Source organism: Campylobacter sp. CFSAN093249 (assembly GCF_011067895.1).
Classification (GTDB): Bacteria; Campylobacterota; Campylobacteria; order Campylobacterales; family Campylobacteraceae; genus Campylobacter_D; species Campylobacter_D jejuni.
Window position 1 is genome coordinate 369616 of record NZ_JAAMWM010000005.1, and the last position, 16583, is coordinate 386198.

The 16583-nt window shown below is 30.8% G+C and carries 12 protein-coding genes and 2 tRNA genes; 8 read left to right on the top strand and 6 right to left on the bottom strand.

Annotated elements, in window-relative coordinates; all coding sequences use genetic code 11:
- Positions 1–25 precede the first annotated feature (25 nt).
- From FBF10_RS05735 to FBF10_RS05745, 3 genes are all read left to right on the top strand, one after another.
- A tRNA-Asp gene (locus tag FBF10_RS05735) sits at positions 26–102 on the top strand.
- Between the two features lie 66 nt (positions 103–168).
- Positions 169–549 (top strand): hypothetical protein, encoded by a 381-nt coding sequence (locus FBF10_RS05740; RefSeq protein ID WP_002853267.1) that lies wholly within the window; start codon positions 169–171, stop codon positions 547–549.
- A 44-nt stretch (positions 550–593) separates the two neighbouring features.
- Complete coding sequence (locus FBF10_RS05745) at positions 594–4106, top strand: acyl-[ACP]--phospholipid O-acyltransferase (protein WP_002889394.1); 3513 nt, start codon at positions 594–596, stop codon at positions 4104–4106.
- 7 nt (positions 4107–4113) lie between these two features.
- On the opposite strand, the gene FBF10_RS05750 is transcribed toward FBF10_RS05745, so the two are convergent.
- From FBF10_RS05750 to FBF10_RS05760, 3 genes are all read right to left on the bottom strand, one after another.
- The gene (locus FBF10_RS05750) at positions 4114–5025 is read right to left on the bottom strand and encodes an AEC family transporter (protein WP_002889397.1); all 912 of its coding nucleotides are present in this window, start codon (positions 5023–5025) and stop codon (positions 4114–4116) included.
- A 196-nt stretch (positions 5026–5221) separates the two neighbouring features.
- Positions 5222–5307, bottom strand: a tRNA-Leu gene (locus tag FBF10_RS05755).
- A 34-nt stretch (positions 5308–5341) separates the two neighbouring features.
- On the bottom strand, positions 5342–5680 hold the full coding sequence (locus FBF10_RS05760; RefSeq protein WP_002853683.1) for a F0F1 ATP synthase subunit C: 339 nt from the start codon (positions 5678–5680) through the stop codon (positions 5342–5344).
- A gap of 231 nt (positions 5681–5911) precedes the next feature.
- On the opposite strand from FBF10_RS05760, the gene FBF10_RS05765 reads away from it, so the two are divergent.
- The 5 genes from FBF10_RS05765 to argH are packed head-to-tail and all read left to right on the top strand — an operon-like array spanning position 5912 to position 13409.
- Positions 5912–7246 (top strand): sodium-dependent transporter, encoded by a 1335-nt coding sequence (locus tag FBF10_RS05765; protein ID WP_002858451.1) that lies wholly within the window; start codon positions 5912–5914, stop codon positions 7244–7246.
- Between the two features lie 12 nt (positions 7247–7258).
- Complete coding sequence (locus FBF10_RS05770) at positions 7259–8599, top strand: sodium-dependent transporter (protein ID WP_011049815.1); 1341 nt, start codon at positions 7259–7261, stop codon at positions 8597–8599.
- Positions 8600–8630: 31 nt separating this feature from the next.
- Positions 8631–10430 (top strand): biotin/lipoyl-containing protein, encoded by a 1800-nt coding sequence (locus FBF10_RS05775; protein WP_002888908.1) that lies wholly within the window; start codon positions 8631–8633, stop codon positions 10428–10430.
- Positions 10431–10442: 12 nt separating this feature from the next.
- The gene (gene pckA, locus FBF10_RS05780; protein WP_002859572.1) at positions 10443–12017 is read left to right on the top strand and encodes a phosphoenolpyruvate carboxykinase (ATP); all 1575 of its coding nucleotides are present in this window, start codon (positions 10443–10445) and stop codon (positions 12015–12017) included.
- 9 nt (positions 12018–12026) lie between these two features.
- Entirely contained in the window at positions 12027–13409 is a 1383-nt protein-coding gene (argH, locus tag FBF10_RS05785; RefSeq protein ID WP_002870278.1) for an argininosuccinate lyase, read from the top strand.
- A 21-nt stretch (positions 13410–13430) separates the two neighbouring features.
- On the opposite strand, the gene ychF is transcribed toward argH, so the two are convergent.
- Genes ychF through FBF10_RS05800 form a run of 3 tightly spaced genes read right to left on the bottom strand, consistent with a single transcriptional unit; the run spans position 13431 to position 16575 of the window.
- Positions 13431–14534, bottom strand: coding sequence for a redox-regulated ATPase YchF (gene ychF, locus FBF10_RS05790; protein WP_002853275.1), 1104 nt, complete (start codon positions 14532–14534; stop codon positions 13431–13433).
- Entirely contained in the window at positions 14531–15982 is a 1452-nt protein-coding gene (locus tag FBF10_RS05795; protein ID WP_002885430.1) for a leucyl aminopeptidase, read from the bottom strand. The genes ychF and FBF10_RS05795 overlap by 4 nt, the downstream gene beginning before the upstream one ends.
- Positions 15979–16575 (bottom strand): DedA family protein, encoded by a 597-nt coding sequence (locus FBF10_RS05800; RefSeq protein ID WP_002854047.1) that lies wholly within the window; start codon positions 16573–16575, stop codon positions 15979–15981. Before FBF10_RS05800 ends, FBF10_RS05795 begins: the two co-directional genes overlap by 4 nt.
- Positions 16576–16583 lie beyond the last annotated feature (8 nt).

The window sequence follows — 16583 nt, forward strand, 5'->3', positions numbered from 1 at the left end:
TAATCTCTACTTCTTTACTTTGGATGCAGCGGTAGTTCAGCTGGTTAGAATGCCGCCCTGTCACGGCGGAGGTCGCGGGTTCGAGCCCCGTCCGCTGCGCCATCTTGCTTGGTAACAATTTTATAAGTATAATTTACAAAATAATAAAAAATAGAGCTAAGGAAAAAAATGCTTATTATTGGACATAAATTATTAAAAAATTTAGATTTTTCTTTTATTGAAAGTGTTGAAGAAGTTAAAGATAATAAAGTTTATTGTATTGTTTATGATGAAAAATTGATTTCTTATTTAAGTCAAAATGATTTTGAATTTGCTATTTTAGTTCAAAATAAAGATGAGATATTTTTAGCCAATGCTTTAGGAGCTAAGTTTTTGCTTTGTAATGATAAAAAACTTGCAAAATTTGCTAGTAAGGTTGCAGAATTTTATGTTTTTGATAGTAGGGTTTTAATGATTGTTGATAAATTAGAGAATTTTAAAAAATTTTATAAATTAAAAATCGATGGAATTATTTTAAAAGATAATATAGATAATTTTCCTAAAAACTGATAAATTCTTTTGTAAAATAAGTGCTAATTGACGAGGTTTAAATAATGCAAAAAAAATCTTTTTTGAAAATTTACGGATTAATTCCTTTTTTACTTATAGCATTCATCAATGCTTTTGTGGATTTGGGACATAAAATTATTATTCAAAATACTATTTATAAGGCCTATGAAGGAAGTGAGCAGTTATTTTTAAATGCTATAGTTAATGCTTTGATTTTACTTCCTTTTATTCTTATGCTTTCTCCTTCGGGTTTTTTAGCGGATAAATATCCAAAAAATATTGTAATGAAAATTTCAGCAATTTTCAATGTTATACTCACTTTAATAATTTGCATTTGTTACTATAGCGGTGCTTTTTGGATGGCTTTTATTTTTACTTTTATAATGGGAGCACAAGCAGCGATTTATTCACCAAGTAAATACGGTTTTATTAAAGAACTCGTAGGAAAAGACTTTCTTGCTATGGGTAATGGTGTAATTAATGCGGTAAGCATTGTGGCAATCTTAGCGGGAATGGCTTTATTTTCTTTAAGCTTTGAAAGTCTTTATAGTTCTATGTATAATCAAACAGATGAAATTTTAAAAGAAGTAGCACCTTTAGGAATTGTGTTAATTTTATTTTCTTGTATCGAAGTATTTTTTGCATGTCGTTTACCTAAGCTCAAACAAACAAATAAAGATTTAGTTTTTAATAAAAAAGATTATATCCGTGGAAAACTTCTAATAAATAATCTTAAGCTTGTTTTTAAAAATAAAACTATTTGGTTTTGCATAATTGGAATTTCATTTTTTTGGGCTATATCTCAACTTTATCTTGTCAGCTTTCCTGTCTTTGCCAAAAATGAACTTTTCATAGAAAATACTTTTTATGTGCAAATTTCACTCGCTTTTTCTGGTATAGGAGTGATTTTAGGCTCTTTAGTAGCTGGTAAATTTTCAAAAAATTATATAGAACTTGGACTTATTCCACTTGGTGCATCGGGTATGTTTTTAATGGTTTTTTTAATGCCTTGTTTTATAAGTTTATTAAGTTATAGTTTTTTATTTTTCTTTTTTGGATTTTGCGGAGCCCTTTTTATCATTCCTTTAAATACTTTAATCCAATTTCATGCCAAAGAAAATGAATTGGGACAAATTCTTGCAGGAAATAATTTTTTTCAAAATATTGCCATGTTAGGATTTTTACTCTTAGCAACTTTATTTGCAAAATTTGAAATCAATGTGATTTATTTGTTTTATTTTATTGCTTTGGTAACCTTTATAGGAAGTTTTTACATACTTTTAAAACTCCCCTTTTCTTTAGTGCGTATACTTTTAAGCATAGCTTTTTTACAACGATACCGTTTACTTGTGGAAGGTTTTGAAAATATACCAGAAAAAGATGGAGCTTTACTTTTGGGTAATCATATTTCTTTTATTGATTGGGCTGTTGTACAAATGGCAATTCCAAGAAAAATTTATTTTGTTATGGAAAGAAGTATTTATTCTAAATGGTATATTAAAATTTTTCTTGATAAATTTGGTATTATTCCTGTATCAAGTACAGGAAGTAAGACGAGTTTAGAACTGATAGCAAAGCATATTAAAGAAGGTAATTTAGTTTGCTTATTTCCTGAAGGTACACTTTCGCGACATGGGCAATTAAATGAATTTAAAGCAGGATTTGAATTAGCTTGTGAATGTTTAAGTGAAGATGATGGAAAAATTATTCCTTTTTATATAAGAGGGCTTTGGGGTAGCGCTTTTTCAAGAAGTGATGAAGAATTTTCAGCAAGAAACCGCACTTTAAATAAAAGAAAAATTGCTATAGCTTTTGGTAAAGCTATGCCTTTGCATTCTAAAAAAGATGAAGTTAAAGCTAAAGTTTTTGAACTTTCTTTTATGGCTTGGAAATCACAATGCGAAGCTATGCATACTATAGCAAGAGCTTGGATAGATACAGCTAAAAAAAATCTAAATCAAATAGCTATTATCGATACACTAGCTGGAGATATTTCTTATAGAAAAATGTTGACTCTTAGTTTATTTCTTAATTTTTTTATTAAAAGAAAATCCAAAGAATTAAACATTAACCCTCAGCGTGGAAGTTACGCTCCTAAAGAGGAAGCTATAGGAATTTTACTACCTGCTTCTTTTGCAAGTTCTTTAACCAATCTATCTGTTTTAATCGCAGAAAAAATTGCAGTAAATCTTAATTTCACTGCTGGAGAAAAAGCTCTAAAAGCAGCTATAAAAAATGCGCAAATTTCACAAATTTATACTTCTAAAACTTTTTTAGAAAAATTAGCAAATAAAGGTATAAACCTAAATTTCGATACAAATATACATTTAATTTATTTTGAAGATATTGTAGAAGATTTTAAAATGCAAAAAACTAAAATTTTTAGCATGATGCTAGCAGTTAGTATTATACCTAGTTTTATACTCAAAAGCATCTTCACTCCTTCAAAAAACAATCTTGCCATCGCAGCTATTTTATTTAGTAGTGGAAGTGAAGGTTCTCCAAAAGGTGTTATGCTCAATAACCGTAATATTTTAAGCAATATAGCACAAATTTCTGATGTGCTTTGCACAAGAAATAATGATGTCATTCTCTCATCTTTACCACCTTTTCATGCTTTTGGACTTACCGTAACTACATTTTTGCCTTTGCTTGAAGGTATTAAAAGCATCACTTTTTCAGATCCAACCGATGCCTTAGGGGTTGCCAAAGCTGTTGCTAAAAATAATGTCACTATTATGTGTGGAACTTCAACCTTTTTAGGAATTTATGCAAGAAATAAAAAGCTTGATGCTTTAATGTTTGAAAGTTTAAGAATAGTTGTATCGGGCGCTGAAAAACTAAAAAATGAAGTAAGAACTACTTTTGAAATGAAGTTTAAAAAAAGCATTTTTGAAGGTTACGGGGCTACGGAAACCACGCCTGTGGCGAGTGTAAATTTGCCAAATCATTTTGATGTGGATTATTGGCTTATACATCGTGCCAATAAAGAAGGAAGCGTAGGAATGCCTCTACCTGGAACTGCGGTACGTATTGTTAATCCAAATAATTATGAAAATTTAAAAACAAATGAAGATGGACTCATACTTATAGGCGGTCATCAAGTTATGGTAGGCTATCTTAATGACAAAGAAAAAACCGATGAAGTGGTTAAAGAAATTGATGGCATAAGATGGTACAACACGGGAGATAAGGGACATTTGGATGAAGATGGTTTTTTATATATTGTCGATCGTTATTCTCGCTTTGCAAAAATTGGCGGAGAGATGATTTCTTTGGGTGCAATAGAAGAAGAAATTGCCAAATTTATAGACACTGAAGTGGTTAAATTTTGTGCCACATCTTTAGAAGATGAGAAAAAAGGGGAACAAATTGTTTTACTCATAGAATGCAATAATGAAATTTTTGAAGGAGTATGTGAGGCTATAAAAAATTCTAATATACCTACACTTTTTAAACCTAGATATTATTTTCAAATAGAAAAAATTCCCCTCCTAGGTTCAGGAAAAGTTGATCTTAAAAAAGTTAAAGAATTAGCTAAAAATTTAGCCATATAATTTGAGCTTATAACAAAGTCCAAATTAAAATTGGCATAGAAACAAAAGCAAAAAGAACTCCAAAGGCTACAGCACTTACGGCTAAATTACTATCTAGTTTAGCTTTCATTACCATAGCTCCTGCTAAAGTCATAGTAGGAGCTGCACTTTCTATAATAGCAACGATGGTAGAATCTTTTAATTCCAAATTAAATATTTTTAAACAAAATACAAAAAACAAAGGAGCTAAAATCATTTTAGTAAAGATGACAACTATTGTAGGTTTGTAAGAGGTTTTAATCGCCATAAAGCCAAGTCCTAAACCTATAGCAAAAAGTGCAACAGGGGTTGCAGAGGCACCAAATAAACGAATAGGAGAGAAAATAAATTCAGGTAAAGTAATCAATTTACACAAAAAACCAAAAAGCAAAGCTAAAAAAGGTGGAAAACTAAGAATTTTTTTAACATTAGCAAGCAAACTGACTTTTTCTCCATTTCCCAAAGAAAGTATAAAAGGTCCAAAAAGTGATATAGGTAAAGTTGTGGCTAAAGCATCGTAAAATATAACTTCAGCGCTAAATTGTGGGTCATTAAATATACCAGCAACAATAGGCATACCCACAAATATAGTATTTCCAAAACAAGAAAGCAAAAACATACTGACTAAAGTTACTTTAGAAAAATGAAAAACTTTTCCAATAAAAATAGCAAAAAAGGCTGCTAATATACAGCTAAACAATCCAATAAAAATAAAAATAATCAATGAAAAATTAAAATTTAAATGATATGCTTTATCGAAAATCAAACAAGGTAAAGCAAAAATAATAGCAAAATCTAAAAAAGTCCTAGCTTGTTTTTGCTTTAAAACGCCAATTCTTTTGGCAAAATATCCGCCTGCAAGTAAAATAAAAATTGTAAATAATGGTATAAAAACAAACATTGAATAATCCTTTTTAAGGGATGTTTTTTGAGAACGGATAGAATTATATTCTTTATACTTAAAAAAAATCTTAATATTTTTTAAGTTTTTTAAAAAACCAATATTTTTTTATTTTTTGTAACTTTAAGAAATTGTAAGTTGAAATTTGATTTTGAATAGTTAGTATTTTAAGCTGAATGATTATAATTTTAAATAATGGTGCGGTTAGCGAGATTTGAACTCGCACACGCGGAGCGCACCACCCCCTCAAGATGGCGTGTCTACCAATTCCACCATAACCGCATAGAAAAAAGCCCAAAAAGGGCTTTGATAAGTTTTATTGTAAAACTATAAAAGGATTTGCGTAAAGTGCTATTAGCGCGATAACAAGAGCATAGATAACTTGTGCTTCAATCATCGCTAAAGCGATAAACATAGTTGTCATTAATTTTGGCCCAAGACCAGGGTTTCTAGCTGTTCCTGCAATTGTTGCCGCTGCAGTATTACCCATACCGATAGCACCACCAAGTGCTGCAACACCAAGACCTAAGCCTGCTGCAAGAACTGAAAATGCTTTAATCCATACATTAATAGCTTCTTGCTCTACTGGAGCATTAGTTTCAGCTGCAAAAGCTACTGCTGCACATGCTAATAATAAAAAAAGAACTTTTTTCATTATCTTAACCTTTCTATAAAAAAATTTTTTCAATTTTTAAATCAGTTCGGCTTGCGTATCCCTACTTAAGACTTAAAAATAAATCCGAATTATAACCAAAAGTATCTTTATTTTTATTGAAATTTACAAAAATTCACATTTTTGATTTAAATTTGATTGTTTTCAATAAAGCTTAAAAGTTTTTTTGCTTTAATAATATTTTAAAATAATTTTTAAGTTAAGGTTGTAACATTGAGTTCTAAATTTTCAAAAATAGGTTTCATTTTAGCGGTAGCAGGTTCAGCAGTGGGTTTGGGTAATGCTTGGAAATTTCCAACACTAGTAGGTCAAAGTGGTGGATCTGCTTTTATCTTACTTTATATAATTCTTACTTTGGGTGTAGGTTTTGTGATATTTTTAGCTGAGCTTAGCATAGGAAAAATTAGTGAAAAAGATCCGGTTAATGCCTATGAAAAGTTAGCACCTTCAAATAAAAAAGCTTGGTCTTATGTTGGTTTTACTATGGTGGGGGCGATTTTAATAGTTTCTTTTTATACCTTGGTGATTGGCTGGATAGTTAAATATGTGTTTTTAAGTATCACTGGAAATTTGCCTATGGATCTAGAAGTAAGTAAAGCACAGTTTGGATTTTTTATAAGTGAGGATTTTTTAAGTCAGTTTATTTGTTTTACTTTGGTTTTTTTATGTGTTTTTTATATTGTTTCTAAAGGTGTTAAGAATGGGATTGAAAAGTTAAATGTTTGGATGATGCCTTCATTGTTTATTTTACTTATTTTGATGCTTGTTTATGCTATTAGCAAAGATGGTTTTATAATGGCGGTTAAATTTCTTTTTGTACCTGATTTTTCCAAAATCAACACTTCAAATGTTCTTGAAGCCTTAGGACTTGCTTTTTTTAGTCTTTCTTTGGGCGTTGGAACGATTATTACTTATTCTGCTAGTCTGCCTGATAAAACTAATTTTATTACCAGTACTTTAAATATTATTTTTATCAATCTTTTAGTTGGTTTATTAATGGGTTTGGTTGTTTTTACTTTTATCTTTGAATTTGGTTACAATCCTAATCAGCAAGGACCAGGACTTGTTTTTATTTCCTTAGCTACTTTATTTGAAAAAATTGGAGTGATTGGTTGTATTTTTGGAGCAGCGTTTTTTATTTCTTTAATCTTTGCTGGTATTACTTCAGCTGTTTCAATGATAGAGCCTTTCACTTTTTACCTTATTAATACTTTTGGTATGAGCCGTAAAAAAGCTTTGATTTTAATAGGAATTGTTGTTTATATTTTAGGAATGTTGTGTATTTTATCTTCTTTAAAAAGTACTCAGTTTGGATTTTTTGGAATGAGTTTTTTTGATTTGCTTGATAGTGTTTCAAGCAAGGTTATTATGCCTTTAGGTGGAATTTTGGCAGCTATTTTTGTGGGATTTGTGATGAAAAAAGAAGCTTTAAAAATTTTATTTAAACCTTATATGAGGGGTATATTTTTTGAACTTTGGTATGTGTTTTTGAGATTTATTTCCCCTTTGGCTGTTGTTATAGTTATGATAGCCGCTTTTTTAAAGTGAGTTTGAAAAATAATGAGAACATATTTTTCAAAAATCGGTTTTGTATTGGCTGTTGCTGGTGGAGCCGTTGGTTTAGGTAATGCTTGGAAATTTCCAACTTTAAGCGCAGAAAATGGTGGTTTTGTTTTTGTGCTTTTATATTTGTTTTTTACTTTAACTATAGGATTTAGTATTTTTTTGGCTGAAGTGGCTATGGGACGTTTAAGTAAAAGTGATCTTGCAAATGCTTATTCAAATCTTGCCATAAAATATGGCAATAGATGGCGATATGGCGGCGTTTTTATGTTAGGTGGTATTTTTATCCTCTCTTTTTATCTAGTTATCATGGGATGGGTTTTAAAATATACTGTAGTGAGTCTTTATTATCTTCCTAAAACTTTAGATGAAGCAGCAAGTAATTTTCAGAATGTAATTACTACAAATTTGACAAGTTCTGTTTTTTTCTTCACTTTATCTTTTTTTCTTACTTTATTGATAGTATCTAAAGGTTTAATCAAAGGGATTGAAAAATTAAACGTTGTTATAATGCCTAGCTTATTTTTAATGCTTGTTTTTATGTTGTTTTATTGCATGGGATTTAAGCAAGGTTTTGCAAATGCTTTTTCTTATTTATTTTATCCCGATTTTTCACATTTTAAATTCAGCTCTATTGCCGAAGCTTTAGGGCTTGCATTTTTTACCTTATGCTTGGGAATAGGTTGTATAGTTACATATTCATCGGCCTTGGATAAAAAAACAAATTTTATAAAAAGTTCAGTGTATATTGTTTTGATTAATTTATTGATTTCTTTTATTATGGGACTTATTGTTTTTACTTTTATCTTTGAATTTGGAGCCGATCCGCATACTCAAGGAGCAGGAATTGTTTTTGTATCCTTGATGAGTTTGTTTAATCAACTTGGAGCTTTAGGCTATATTTTTGCATTTTGTTTTTTCTTAGCACTTTTTTTTGCTGGTATTACTTCAGCTATTTCAATGATAGAGCCTTTAACTTTTTATATGATTAATAACTATCAAATTTCTCGTGTTAAAGCTCTATTTTTAATAGGTTTATTTGTTTTTGTTTTTGGAATTTGTTGTATCTTGTCATTAAATTTAAATTTTTTTTCTATGTTTAGTTTTTTTGGCAAAGATTTTTTTACTTTATTAGATAAATTAACTTCAAATTTTTTACTTCCACTTGGTGCTATAGTATGCTCTATATTTGTAGGTTTTTTTATGAATAAAAAACAAATTTATAAAATTTTTTCTAAATTTATAAGTCGAAAAATTTTCTTAATTTGGTTGTTTTTTATTCGTTTTATATCGCCTATAGCAATAATTTTGGTAATGTGTTATCAAATTTTTGTATAATAATGAAAAAATATTTTTTTAAGGAAAAATAATGGCTAAAAAATTCATCGATGTAATGGATACAAGCTTTAGGGACGGTTTTCAGTCTGTTTATGGAGCCAGGGTTTTAATGGATGATTTTTTTCCTGCAGTAGAAGCAGCAAAAGAAGCGGGTATTACTCATTTTGAATTTGGTGGTGGTGCTAGATTTCAAAGCTTGTATTTTTATCTTAATGAAGATGCTTTTACCATGATGGATAGATTTAGGGCTATTGTAGGAAAAGATGCTAATCTTCAAACTTTAGCAAGAGGAGTCAATACCGTTACTTTAGATACTGGAAATAGTGAACTTATTGATTTGCATGCAAAACTTTTTGCAAAACACGGTACTACAACGATAAGAAATTTTGATGCCCTTAATGATGTAAATAATTTAAAATTTAGTGGTGAATGTATAGTAAAACATGGGTTAAAGCATGAAATTACTATTACTTTAATGGATTTACCGTCAAATTGCAAAGGTGCTCATGATGTGCCTTTTTATGAAAAAATTTTAAAAGAAATTTTAACAGCAGAAATTCCTTTTCATAGTATTTGTTTCAAAGATGCAAGTGGAACTTCTAATCCAAATAAAATTTATAAAACCATTAAAATGGCTAGAAAAATTTTACCTCAAGATACACATATTAGACTTCATACGCATGAAACCGCAGGGGTGAGTATAGCTTGCTATCTTGCAGCGCTTGAAGCAGGGGTTGATGGTATTGATTTGGCTGCAGCTCCTGTAAGTGGTGGAACTTCTCAGCCTGATATTTTAACCATGATGCATGCTTTAAAAGGCAAAGATTATGATTTAGGTGGACTTGAAGAAGAAAAAATTTTAAGATACGAAGAAGTTTTAAAAGATTGTTTAAAAGAGTATTTTTTACCACCTGAAGCTACTATGGTAAATCCACTTATTCCTTTTTCTCCTATGCCAGGAGGAGCTTTAACAGCAAATACACAAATGATGAGGGATAATAATATTTTAGATAAATTTCCACAGGTCATTCATGCTATGAGAGAAGTTGTGGAAAAAGGTGGATTTGGTACTTCGGTTACTCCAGTTTCTCAATTTTATTTTCAACAAGCATTTAATAATGTTATGTTTGGGCCTTGGAAAAAAATCGCAGAAGGTTATGGAAAAATGGTGCTTGGTTATTTTGGAAAAACTCCAGTTACACCCGATGCAAACATTGTTGAACTTGCTTCAAAACAACTTAATTTAGAACCCACTACAGAGCTTGCTATTAATATAGCCGATAAAGATGAGAGTAAAAGCATAGCTTATACTAAAACCTTGCTTGAAAAAGAGGATATAGAAACGAGTGAAGAAAATATATTTATTGCAGCAGCTTGTAAAGAAAAAGGTATAGCATTTTTAAAAGGAGAGGCAAAGGTAAATATACGCAAATTAGCTAGCATGCCAAAGCCTATGAGTGTAGATGAAAACAAATTTACTGTAGCTGTAAATGGTAATAAATATCATGTGGAAGTGAGTTATGGTTTTGATAAAGATGTTAATGTTAAGAGTGTAAAAAAAGTAGAAGAAAATAAAAATATTATTTCTTCAAATTCAACAAGTTCTGTCGATGCTGAAAATGAAATTTTAGCAGGTATTTCAGGTAATGTCTTTAAAATTTATGTTAACGAAGGCGAGGAAGTAAAATCAGGTCAAGCTATCATGGTTTTAGAAGCAATGAAGATGGAGATTGAGGTTAATGCCCCAAAAGATGGAATTATTTCAGAGCTTTGTATTAAAATAGGTGATACTGTTAATGAAGGCGAAGTATTAGCTATTTACAAGAATTAAAGTGAGGGAAAAATGAAAAAATTTGATAAGTTAGGTTTGGATAATATAAAGGAAATTTTTCATAATTTAAGTTATGATGAATTAAATGCTCATGAAAAAGCAAATAATGAAGGTTTAAGCACGGATAATGATACTTTTTGTGTAGATACAGGGATTTTTACAGGTAGAAGTCCTAAAGATAAATATTTTGTAAAACAAGATCCATCTAGTAAATATATAGCTTGGGGAAAGGTAAATCAGCCTATTACAAAAGAATTATTTGATAAACTTTTAACTAAAGCAAAGCAAGAATTAAGCGGAAAGAAAATTTATGTTCAAGATGTTTTTTGCGGTGCTTCTTTGCAAAGTCGCAAAGCAGTAAGATTTGTTACTGAAATTGCATGGCAAGCGCATTTTGTTAAAAATATGTTTATTCGCCCAAGTCAAGAGGAACTTGAGAATTTTAAAGCAGATTTTATTGTTTATAATGCTTGCAAATGCATCAATGAAGATTACAAACAAGATGGTTTAAATTCAGAGGTTTTTGTGATCTTTAATGTTGAAGAAAATATAGCGGTTATTGGTGGAACTTGGTATGGTGGAGAAATGAAAAAAGGTATTTTTTCTATGATGAATTATTGGTTGCCACTAGAAAATAAACTTTCTATGCATTGTAGTGCAAATGTCGGAGAAAAAGACGATGTGGCACTTTTCTTTGGACTTAGCGGTACAGGAAAAACTACGCTTTCAACCGATCCAAAAAGAAGACTCATAGGTGATGATGAGCATGGCTGGGATGATGAAGGTGTGTTTAATTTTGAGGGCGGTTGCTATGCAAAAACAATCAATCTTGATCCTGAATATGAGCCTGAAATTTATGGAGCCATTAAAAGAAATGCACTTTTAGAAAATGTAGTTTTAAGAGCTGATAAGAGTGTTGATTATGCTGATGCCTCAAAAACAGAAAACACGAGAGTTTCTTATCCTATAGAGCATATTGAAAATCATGAGCCTAGTCTAAAAGCAGGGCATCCAAAAAATATTATATTTTTAAGTGCAGATGCTTTTGGAATTTTACCCCCGGTGAGCAAACTAAGCAAAGAGCAGGCTATGTATTATTTTTTAAGTGGCTATACAGCAAAAGTAGCTGGAACTGAGCGCGGTATAACAGAGCCTCAAGCAACTTTTTCAGCTTGTTTTGGAGAACCTTTTATGCCTTTACATCCAACGGTTTATGCGAGATTGCTTGGTGAAAAGATTGAAAAACATGAAGTTAATGTTTATCTTGTTAATACGGGTTGGAGTGGCGGAAGCTACGGTGTGGGTAAAAGAATGAGCATTAAGGCTACTAGGGCTTGCATTAATGCTATTCTAGATGGAAGTATTACAAAATGCGAATTTGAAAATTTTGAAGTGTTTGATTTAGCTATTCCAAAAGCTTTAGAAGGTGTAGAAAGTGTACTTTTAAATCCTATAAATACTTGGTTAGATAAAAATGCTTATATTGCAACAAGAGATAAATTAGCACATATGTTTATACAAAATTTTAAACGTTATGAAGATGTCAAAGAAGGCATTGAATTTAGCAAATTTGGACCAAAAATTTAAGGCATTTAAATGAAAAATGAAATGTGGTCAGGACGTTTTAGTGATGCAAGTGATGAGCTTTTAAAAGAATTTAATGCAAGTTTAAATGTAGATAAAACTTTGTTCAATGAAGATATACAAGGTTCTATAGCACACGCTACAATGCTTGAAAGTTGTGGCATTTTAAAAAAAGAAGAATTAGATGCTATTATAAAAGGTTTAGAGCAGGTTAGAAGTGAAATAGAGCAAGGTAAATTTATTTTTGATATTAAAGATGAAGATATTCATATGGCCGTAGAAAAGCGTTTAAGCGAGATTATAGGTAGTGAAATTGGTGGAAGACTTCATACTGCAAGAAGTAGAAATGATCAAGTGGCTACTGATTTTAAACTTTTTGTCAAAAAATCTCATATTGAACTTATAAAGCTTTTAAAAGAATTGATTCAAACCATGCTCGAACATGCTAAAGTGCATAAAAAAACTATTATGCCAAGTTTTACACATTTACAGCACGCTCAGCCTGTGAGTTTTTCTTTTTATATTTTAGCTTATGCTTTTATGTTAATGCGAGATATTAAGCGTTTGCAAAATAGCCTAGAACTCGCAGACTTTTCGCCACTTGGATCTTGTGCATGTGCAGGAACAAGCTATAGAACCAATCGTGAGTTGAGTGCTGAAATTTTAGGATTTAAAGATATTATGCTAAATGCTATGGATGGAGTGAGTGATAGGGATTTTGCTCTTGATTTGCTTTATGATATAGCAGTTATTTTTACACACACATCAAGACTTTGCGAAGAAATGATCTTATTTTCAAGTTCGGAGTTTTCTTTTATAACTATAAGTGATAGCTTTTCAACAGGAAGTTCTATTATGCCTCAGAAAAAAAATCCTGATGTTTGTGAGCTTATACGTGGAAAAACAGGGCGTGTTTATGGAAATTTGATTTCTCTTTTAACTATAATGAAAGCTTTACCTTTAGCCTATAATAAAGATATGCAAGAAGATAAAGAAGGGATTTTTGATAGTGTAAAAACCGCTAAAGATAGCTTAATCATCTTAAATGCAATGCTAAAAGAAATACAAATTAATAAAGAAAATATGCTTAATGCTTGTAAAAAAGGTCATTTATTGGCTACCGATTTGGCAGATTATTTGGTGCGTGAAAAAAATATTCCTTTTAGAAAAGCACATTTTATAGTGGGAAATGTTGTTGCACAAGCTGAAGCACAAGGTATTGATATAAGTGAAATTAAAGATCTTTCAAAAATAGATCCTGTATTTGATGAAAAAGCTATGGAACTTTTAAATTTTGAATTTTCTTTAAATTCTAAGCAAAGTGAAGGCTCAAGTTCTATTGCAAGCGTAGAAAAGCAAATTCAAATTTTGGAAGGTTTTATTCAAAATTTATAAATATTGTTTAGGCTATTTTGCCTAAACATTGAATCTAAAGTGCATTACATCGCCGTCTAAAACGATATAGTCTTTTCCTTCAAGGCGTAGCTTTCCTGCTTCTTTGGCGCCATTTTCGCCTTTGTATTGGATATAGTCTTCATAGGAAATAACTTCAGCTTTTATAAAGCCTTTTTCAAAGTCATTATGAATCACGCTTGCTGCTTTTGGTGCTTTCCAGCCTTTTTTGATTGTCCAAGAACGCACTTCAACTACACCAGCGGTAAAATAACTGATCAGTCCAAGCTTAGCAAAAGCAGTGCGTATGATTTGATCAAGACCGCTTTCGTTAACTCCTAGAGAGCTTAAAAATTCATGACTTTCTTCATCGCTTAATCCTACTAATTCTTCTTCGATTTTTGCACAAAGCTTGATAACTTCATGATCATTTTTTTTAGCATATTCTTTTAAAGCTTTTACATAATCATTATCTTCACTAATACCATTTTCATCAACATTTGCACCATAAATCACCTCTTTAGCAGAAAGCAGTCTTAATTCCTTGATTAGGGCTTGATAAATTTCACTTTCCTTTTCAGGATAAGAACTTGCAGCTAAGCCTTTGTTTAAATGATCAAGTAAGGAATTTGCAAGTTCGAGACTTTCTTTGGCACCCTTTTGATTGGCTTTGGCTTCTTTGGTGAGTTTTTCTATTTTTTTACTCAGTTGCTCAATATCTGCTAAAATAAGCTCTGTATTGATAATTTCTACATCACGTAAAGGATCAACTCCACCTTCAACATGGGTAATATTTTCTTCATCAAAACAACGTACTATATGCAAAATAACCTCAGTTTCACGTATATTTGAAAGAAATTTATTTCCCAAGCCTTCGCCTTTACTTGCGCCTTTAACAAGTCCAGCGATATCTACAAATTCTATTAAAGAATGCATAATTCTTTCAGGTTTTACTATTTTAGCAAGTTCATTAAGTCTTAAATCAGGAACTTCAACCATGGCTTTATTAGGCTCTATGGTGCAGAAAGGATAGTTTGCACTTTGGGCATTTTGTGCTTTAGTTAAAGCATTAAAAGTTGTTGATTTGCCAACATTTGGAAGTCCTACTATACCTACGCTTAAACTCATTTAGCTTTCCTTAAAATTTGAATTAAATAATTAACACACATTCTAACTCCAGCTCCACCTGCGCCAAAACTAGAATATCCCCAAGATTTTTCTGTATAAGCAGGTCCTGCTATGTCAAGATGTAGCCATTTATCTTTATATTCTTTACGAATAAATTTATCTAAAAATAACCCTGCGGTAATTGCACCTCCGTAGCGACTAGAGGCAGTATTACTAACATCGGCAATATTTGATTTTATAAGTTCTCTTAAGTAAGGGTTGAAATGTAAGATTGTGGTATATTCTCCGCTTTTTTTAGAGCTTAGATAAAAATCATTTTGCAATTCCTCATTATTTCCCATAATAGCACTTGTAAATTCTCCAAGTCCTACAACACAAGCTCCAGTAAGAGTTGCCATATCGATAAGTAAATCAGGTTTTAAATCCTGTGCAAAAGAAAGACAATCAGCTAAAACCAAGCGTCCTTCTGCATCTGTATTTCTTACCTCTATGCTTACACCTTCACGACTGATTAACACATCATCAGGCTTATAAGCATTGCCGCCTATCATATTTTCAGTTGCGCCCAAAATGCAATGCACTTCTAAATCTAAAGCAAGTTCAGCTACGGCTTTTATGATTCCCATTACTGCTGCTGCACCGCTTTTATCAGCTTTCATTGTAAGCATAAAATCAGCTGGTTTTAAGCTTAATCCACCGCTATCGTAAGTTAAGCCTTTTCCAACAAATACAACACGTTTTTTTGCATTTTTGGCTTTATAGCTTAGATGAATGAGGCGTGGTGGGTGTATCGAGGCGCGATTTACTGCTAAAAAGGCATTCATTTTTTCTTTGGCTAAGAATTTTTCATCATAAATTTTACAAATAATGTTTTTATTTTCTTTAGCTAAATTTTGCGCATCTTCTGCCATTTTTAAAGGGGTGTAAATTTCAGGAATTTCATTGACTATATTTTTAGTAAAATTTGTAGCATTAGCTAAAATTTCTCCACGCTCTAAACCTATCTTAGCTTCATCTTTATTAAATTTCTTACCATTTAATTCTTCGCTTGAAATAATAAATTTTTCCAAAGTACTTGTTTTTTTCTCGCTTTTATATTTGTCAAATTTATAAGCTCCAAAAAGTACGCCTTCAACTAAAGATGCAAAACTTCTAACTACACAATCTCCTATTATGCTAGGAAGTTTTACGCTTTTAATATTAAGTTTCTCAAGAGTTTTATATGCTGTGCAAAGACTTAATCTTATATCCTCATAAGCAAGACTTTTAAGCTCTAAATAAAGCTTTTTATTGTTTAAGTCTAATAATGCACCTTCGCCTTTGTAATTATTAAGTTTAAAAAAATCTTTTTCTTTGTTAAAAATTTTTAAATTTTTATCCTGTATAAAAACAAGTTCAAAGTCTGCTTTTATAGCATCTAGTTTTTTATCGTTTAATTCAAATTTCATGATTTTTTCCTTTTATCTTTAAGTATAGCTTTTTCCATTTGTTTAAAACCAAATAATAAAAGGGATAAAAAAGCTATAATAATAATGGCTGCATAATACCAATGTTCTTCAGCCCAAGTCACCATCTTCCAAATTTGTTCTCCAAAATACCAAGCTAAAAGTATAGTGATTGATGCCCAAACCCAAGCACTAAAAAGATTGATAATAGCAAATTTTTTTGCACTATAACGCGTGATTCCTATACTCATAGGTATAATGGTTCTAAAACCATACATATAGCGTTGTATAAAAATAATAGGCCAACCAAAACGTTGTAAAAGTAGGTGTGCTACTGCAAATTTACGCCTTTGAGTTTTTAATTTTTTTTGTATGTAGCGTTTATTATATCTTCCTATATAGAAATAAATTTGATCACCTACAAAACCACCAAGTCCTGCTATAAATATAACAAAACCTAAATTTACATGTCCTTGATGAGCAAAAATACCTGCTAAAATTAAAGCTAACTCTCCTTCTAAAATGCACCATAAAAAAATAATAATATAAGCTAGATCTTTGTATTGGTAAAGTAAATTTTTTAAAAATTCTTCCATTTGTACCT

Bases quoted from the DNA above. Each gene is read 5' to 3' on its own strand.
- FBF10_RS05740 (WP_002853267.1), top strand. From the start codon at position 169: ATGCTTATTATTGGACATAAATTATTAAAAAATTTAGATTTTTCTTTT.
- FBF10_RS05745 (WP_002889394.1), top strand. From the start codon at position 594: ATGCAAAAAAAATCTTTTTTGAAAATTTACGGATTAATTCCTTTTTTA.
- FBF10_RS05750 (WP_002889397.1), bottom strand. From the start codon at position 5,025: ATGTTTGTTTTTATACCATTATTTACAATTTTTATTTTACTTGCAGGC.
- FBF10_RS05760 (WP_002853683.1), bottom strand. From the start codon at position 5,680: ATGAAAAAAGTTCTTTTTTTATTATTAGCATGTGCAGCAGTAGCTTTT.
- FBF10_RS05770 (WP_011049815.1), top strand. From the start codon at position 7,259: ATGAGAACATATTTTTCAAAAATCGGTTTTGTATTGGCTGTTGCTGGT.
- FBF10_RS05775 (WP_002888908.1), top strand. From the start codon at position 8,631: ATGGCTAAAAAATTCATCGATGTAATGGATACAAGCTTTAGGGACGGT.
- pckA (WP_002859572.1), top strand. From the start codon at position 10,443: ATGAAAAAATTTGATAAGTTAGGTTTGGATAATATAAAGGAAATTTTT.
- argH (WP_002870278.1), top strand. From the start codon at position 12,027: ATGAAAAATGAAATGTGGTCAGGACGTTTTAGTGATGCAAGTGATGAG.
- ychF (WP_002853275.1), bottom strand. From the start codon at position 14,534: ATGAGTTTAAGCGTAGGTATAGTAGGACTTCCAAATGTTGGCAAATCA.
- FBF10_RS05795 (WP_002885430.1), bottom strand. From the start codon at position 15,982: ATGAAATTTGAATTAAACGATAAAAAACTAGATGCTATAAAAGCAGAC.
- FBF10_RS05800 (WP_002854047.1), bottom strand. From the start codon at position 16,575: ATGGAAGAATTTTTAAAAAATTTACTTTACCAATACAAAGATCTAGCT.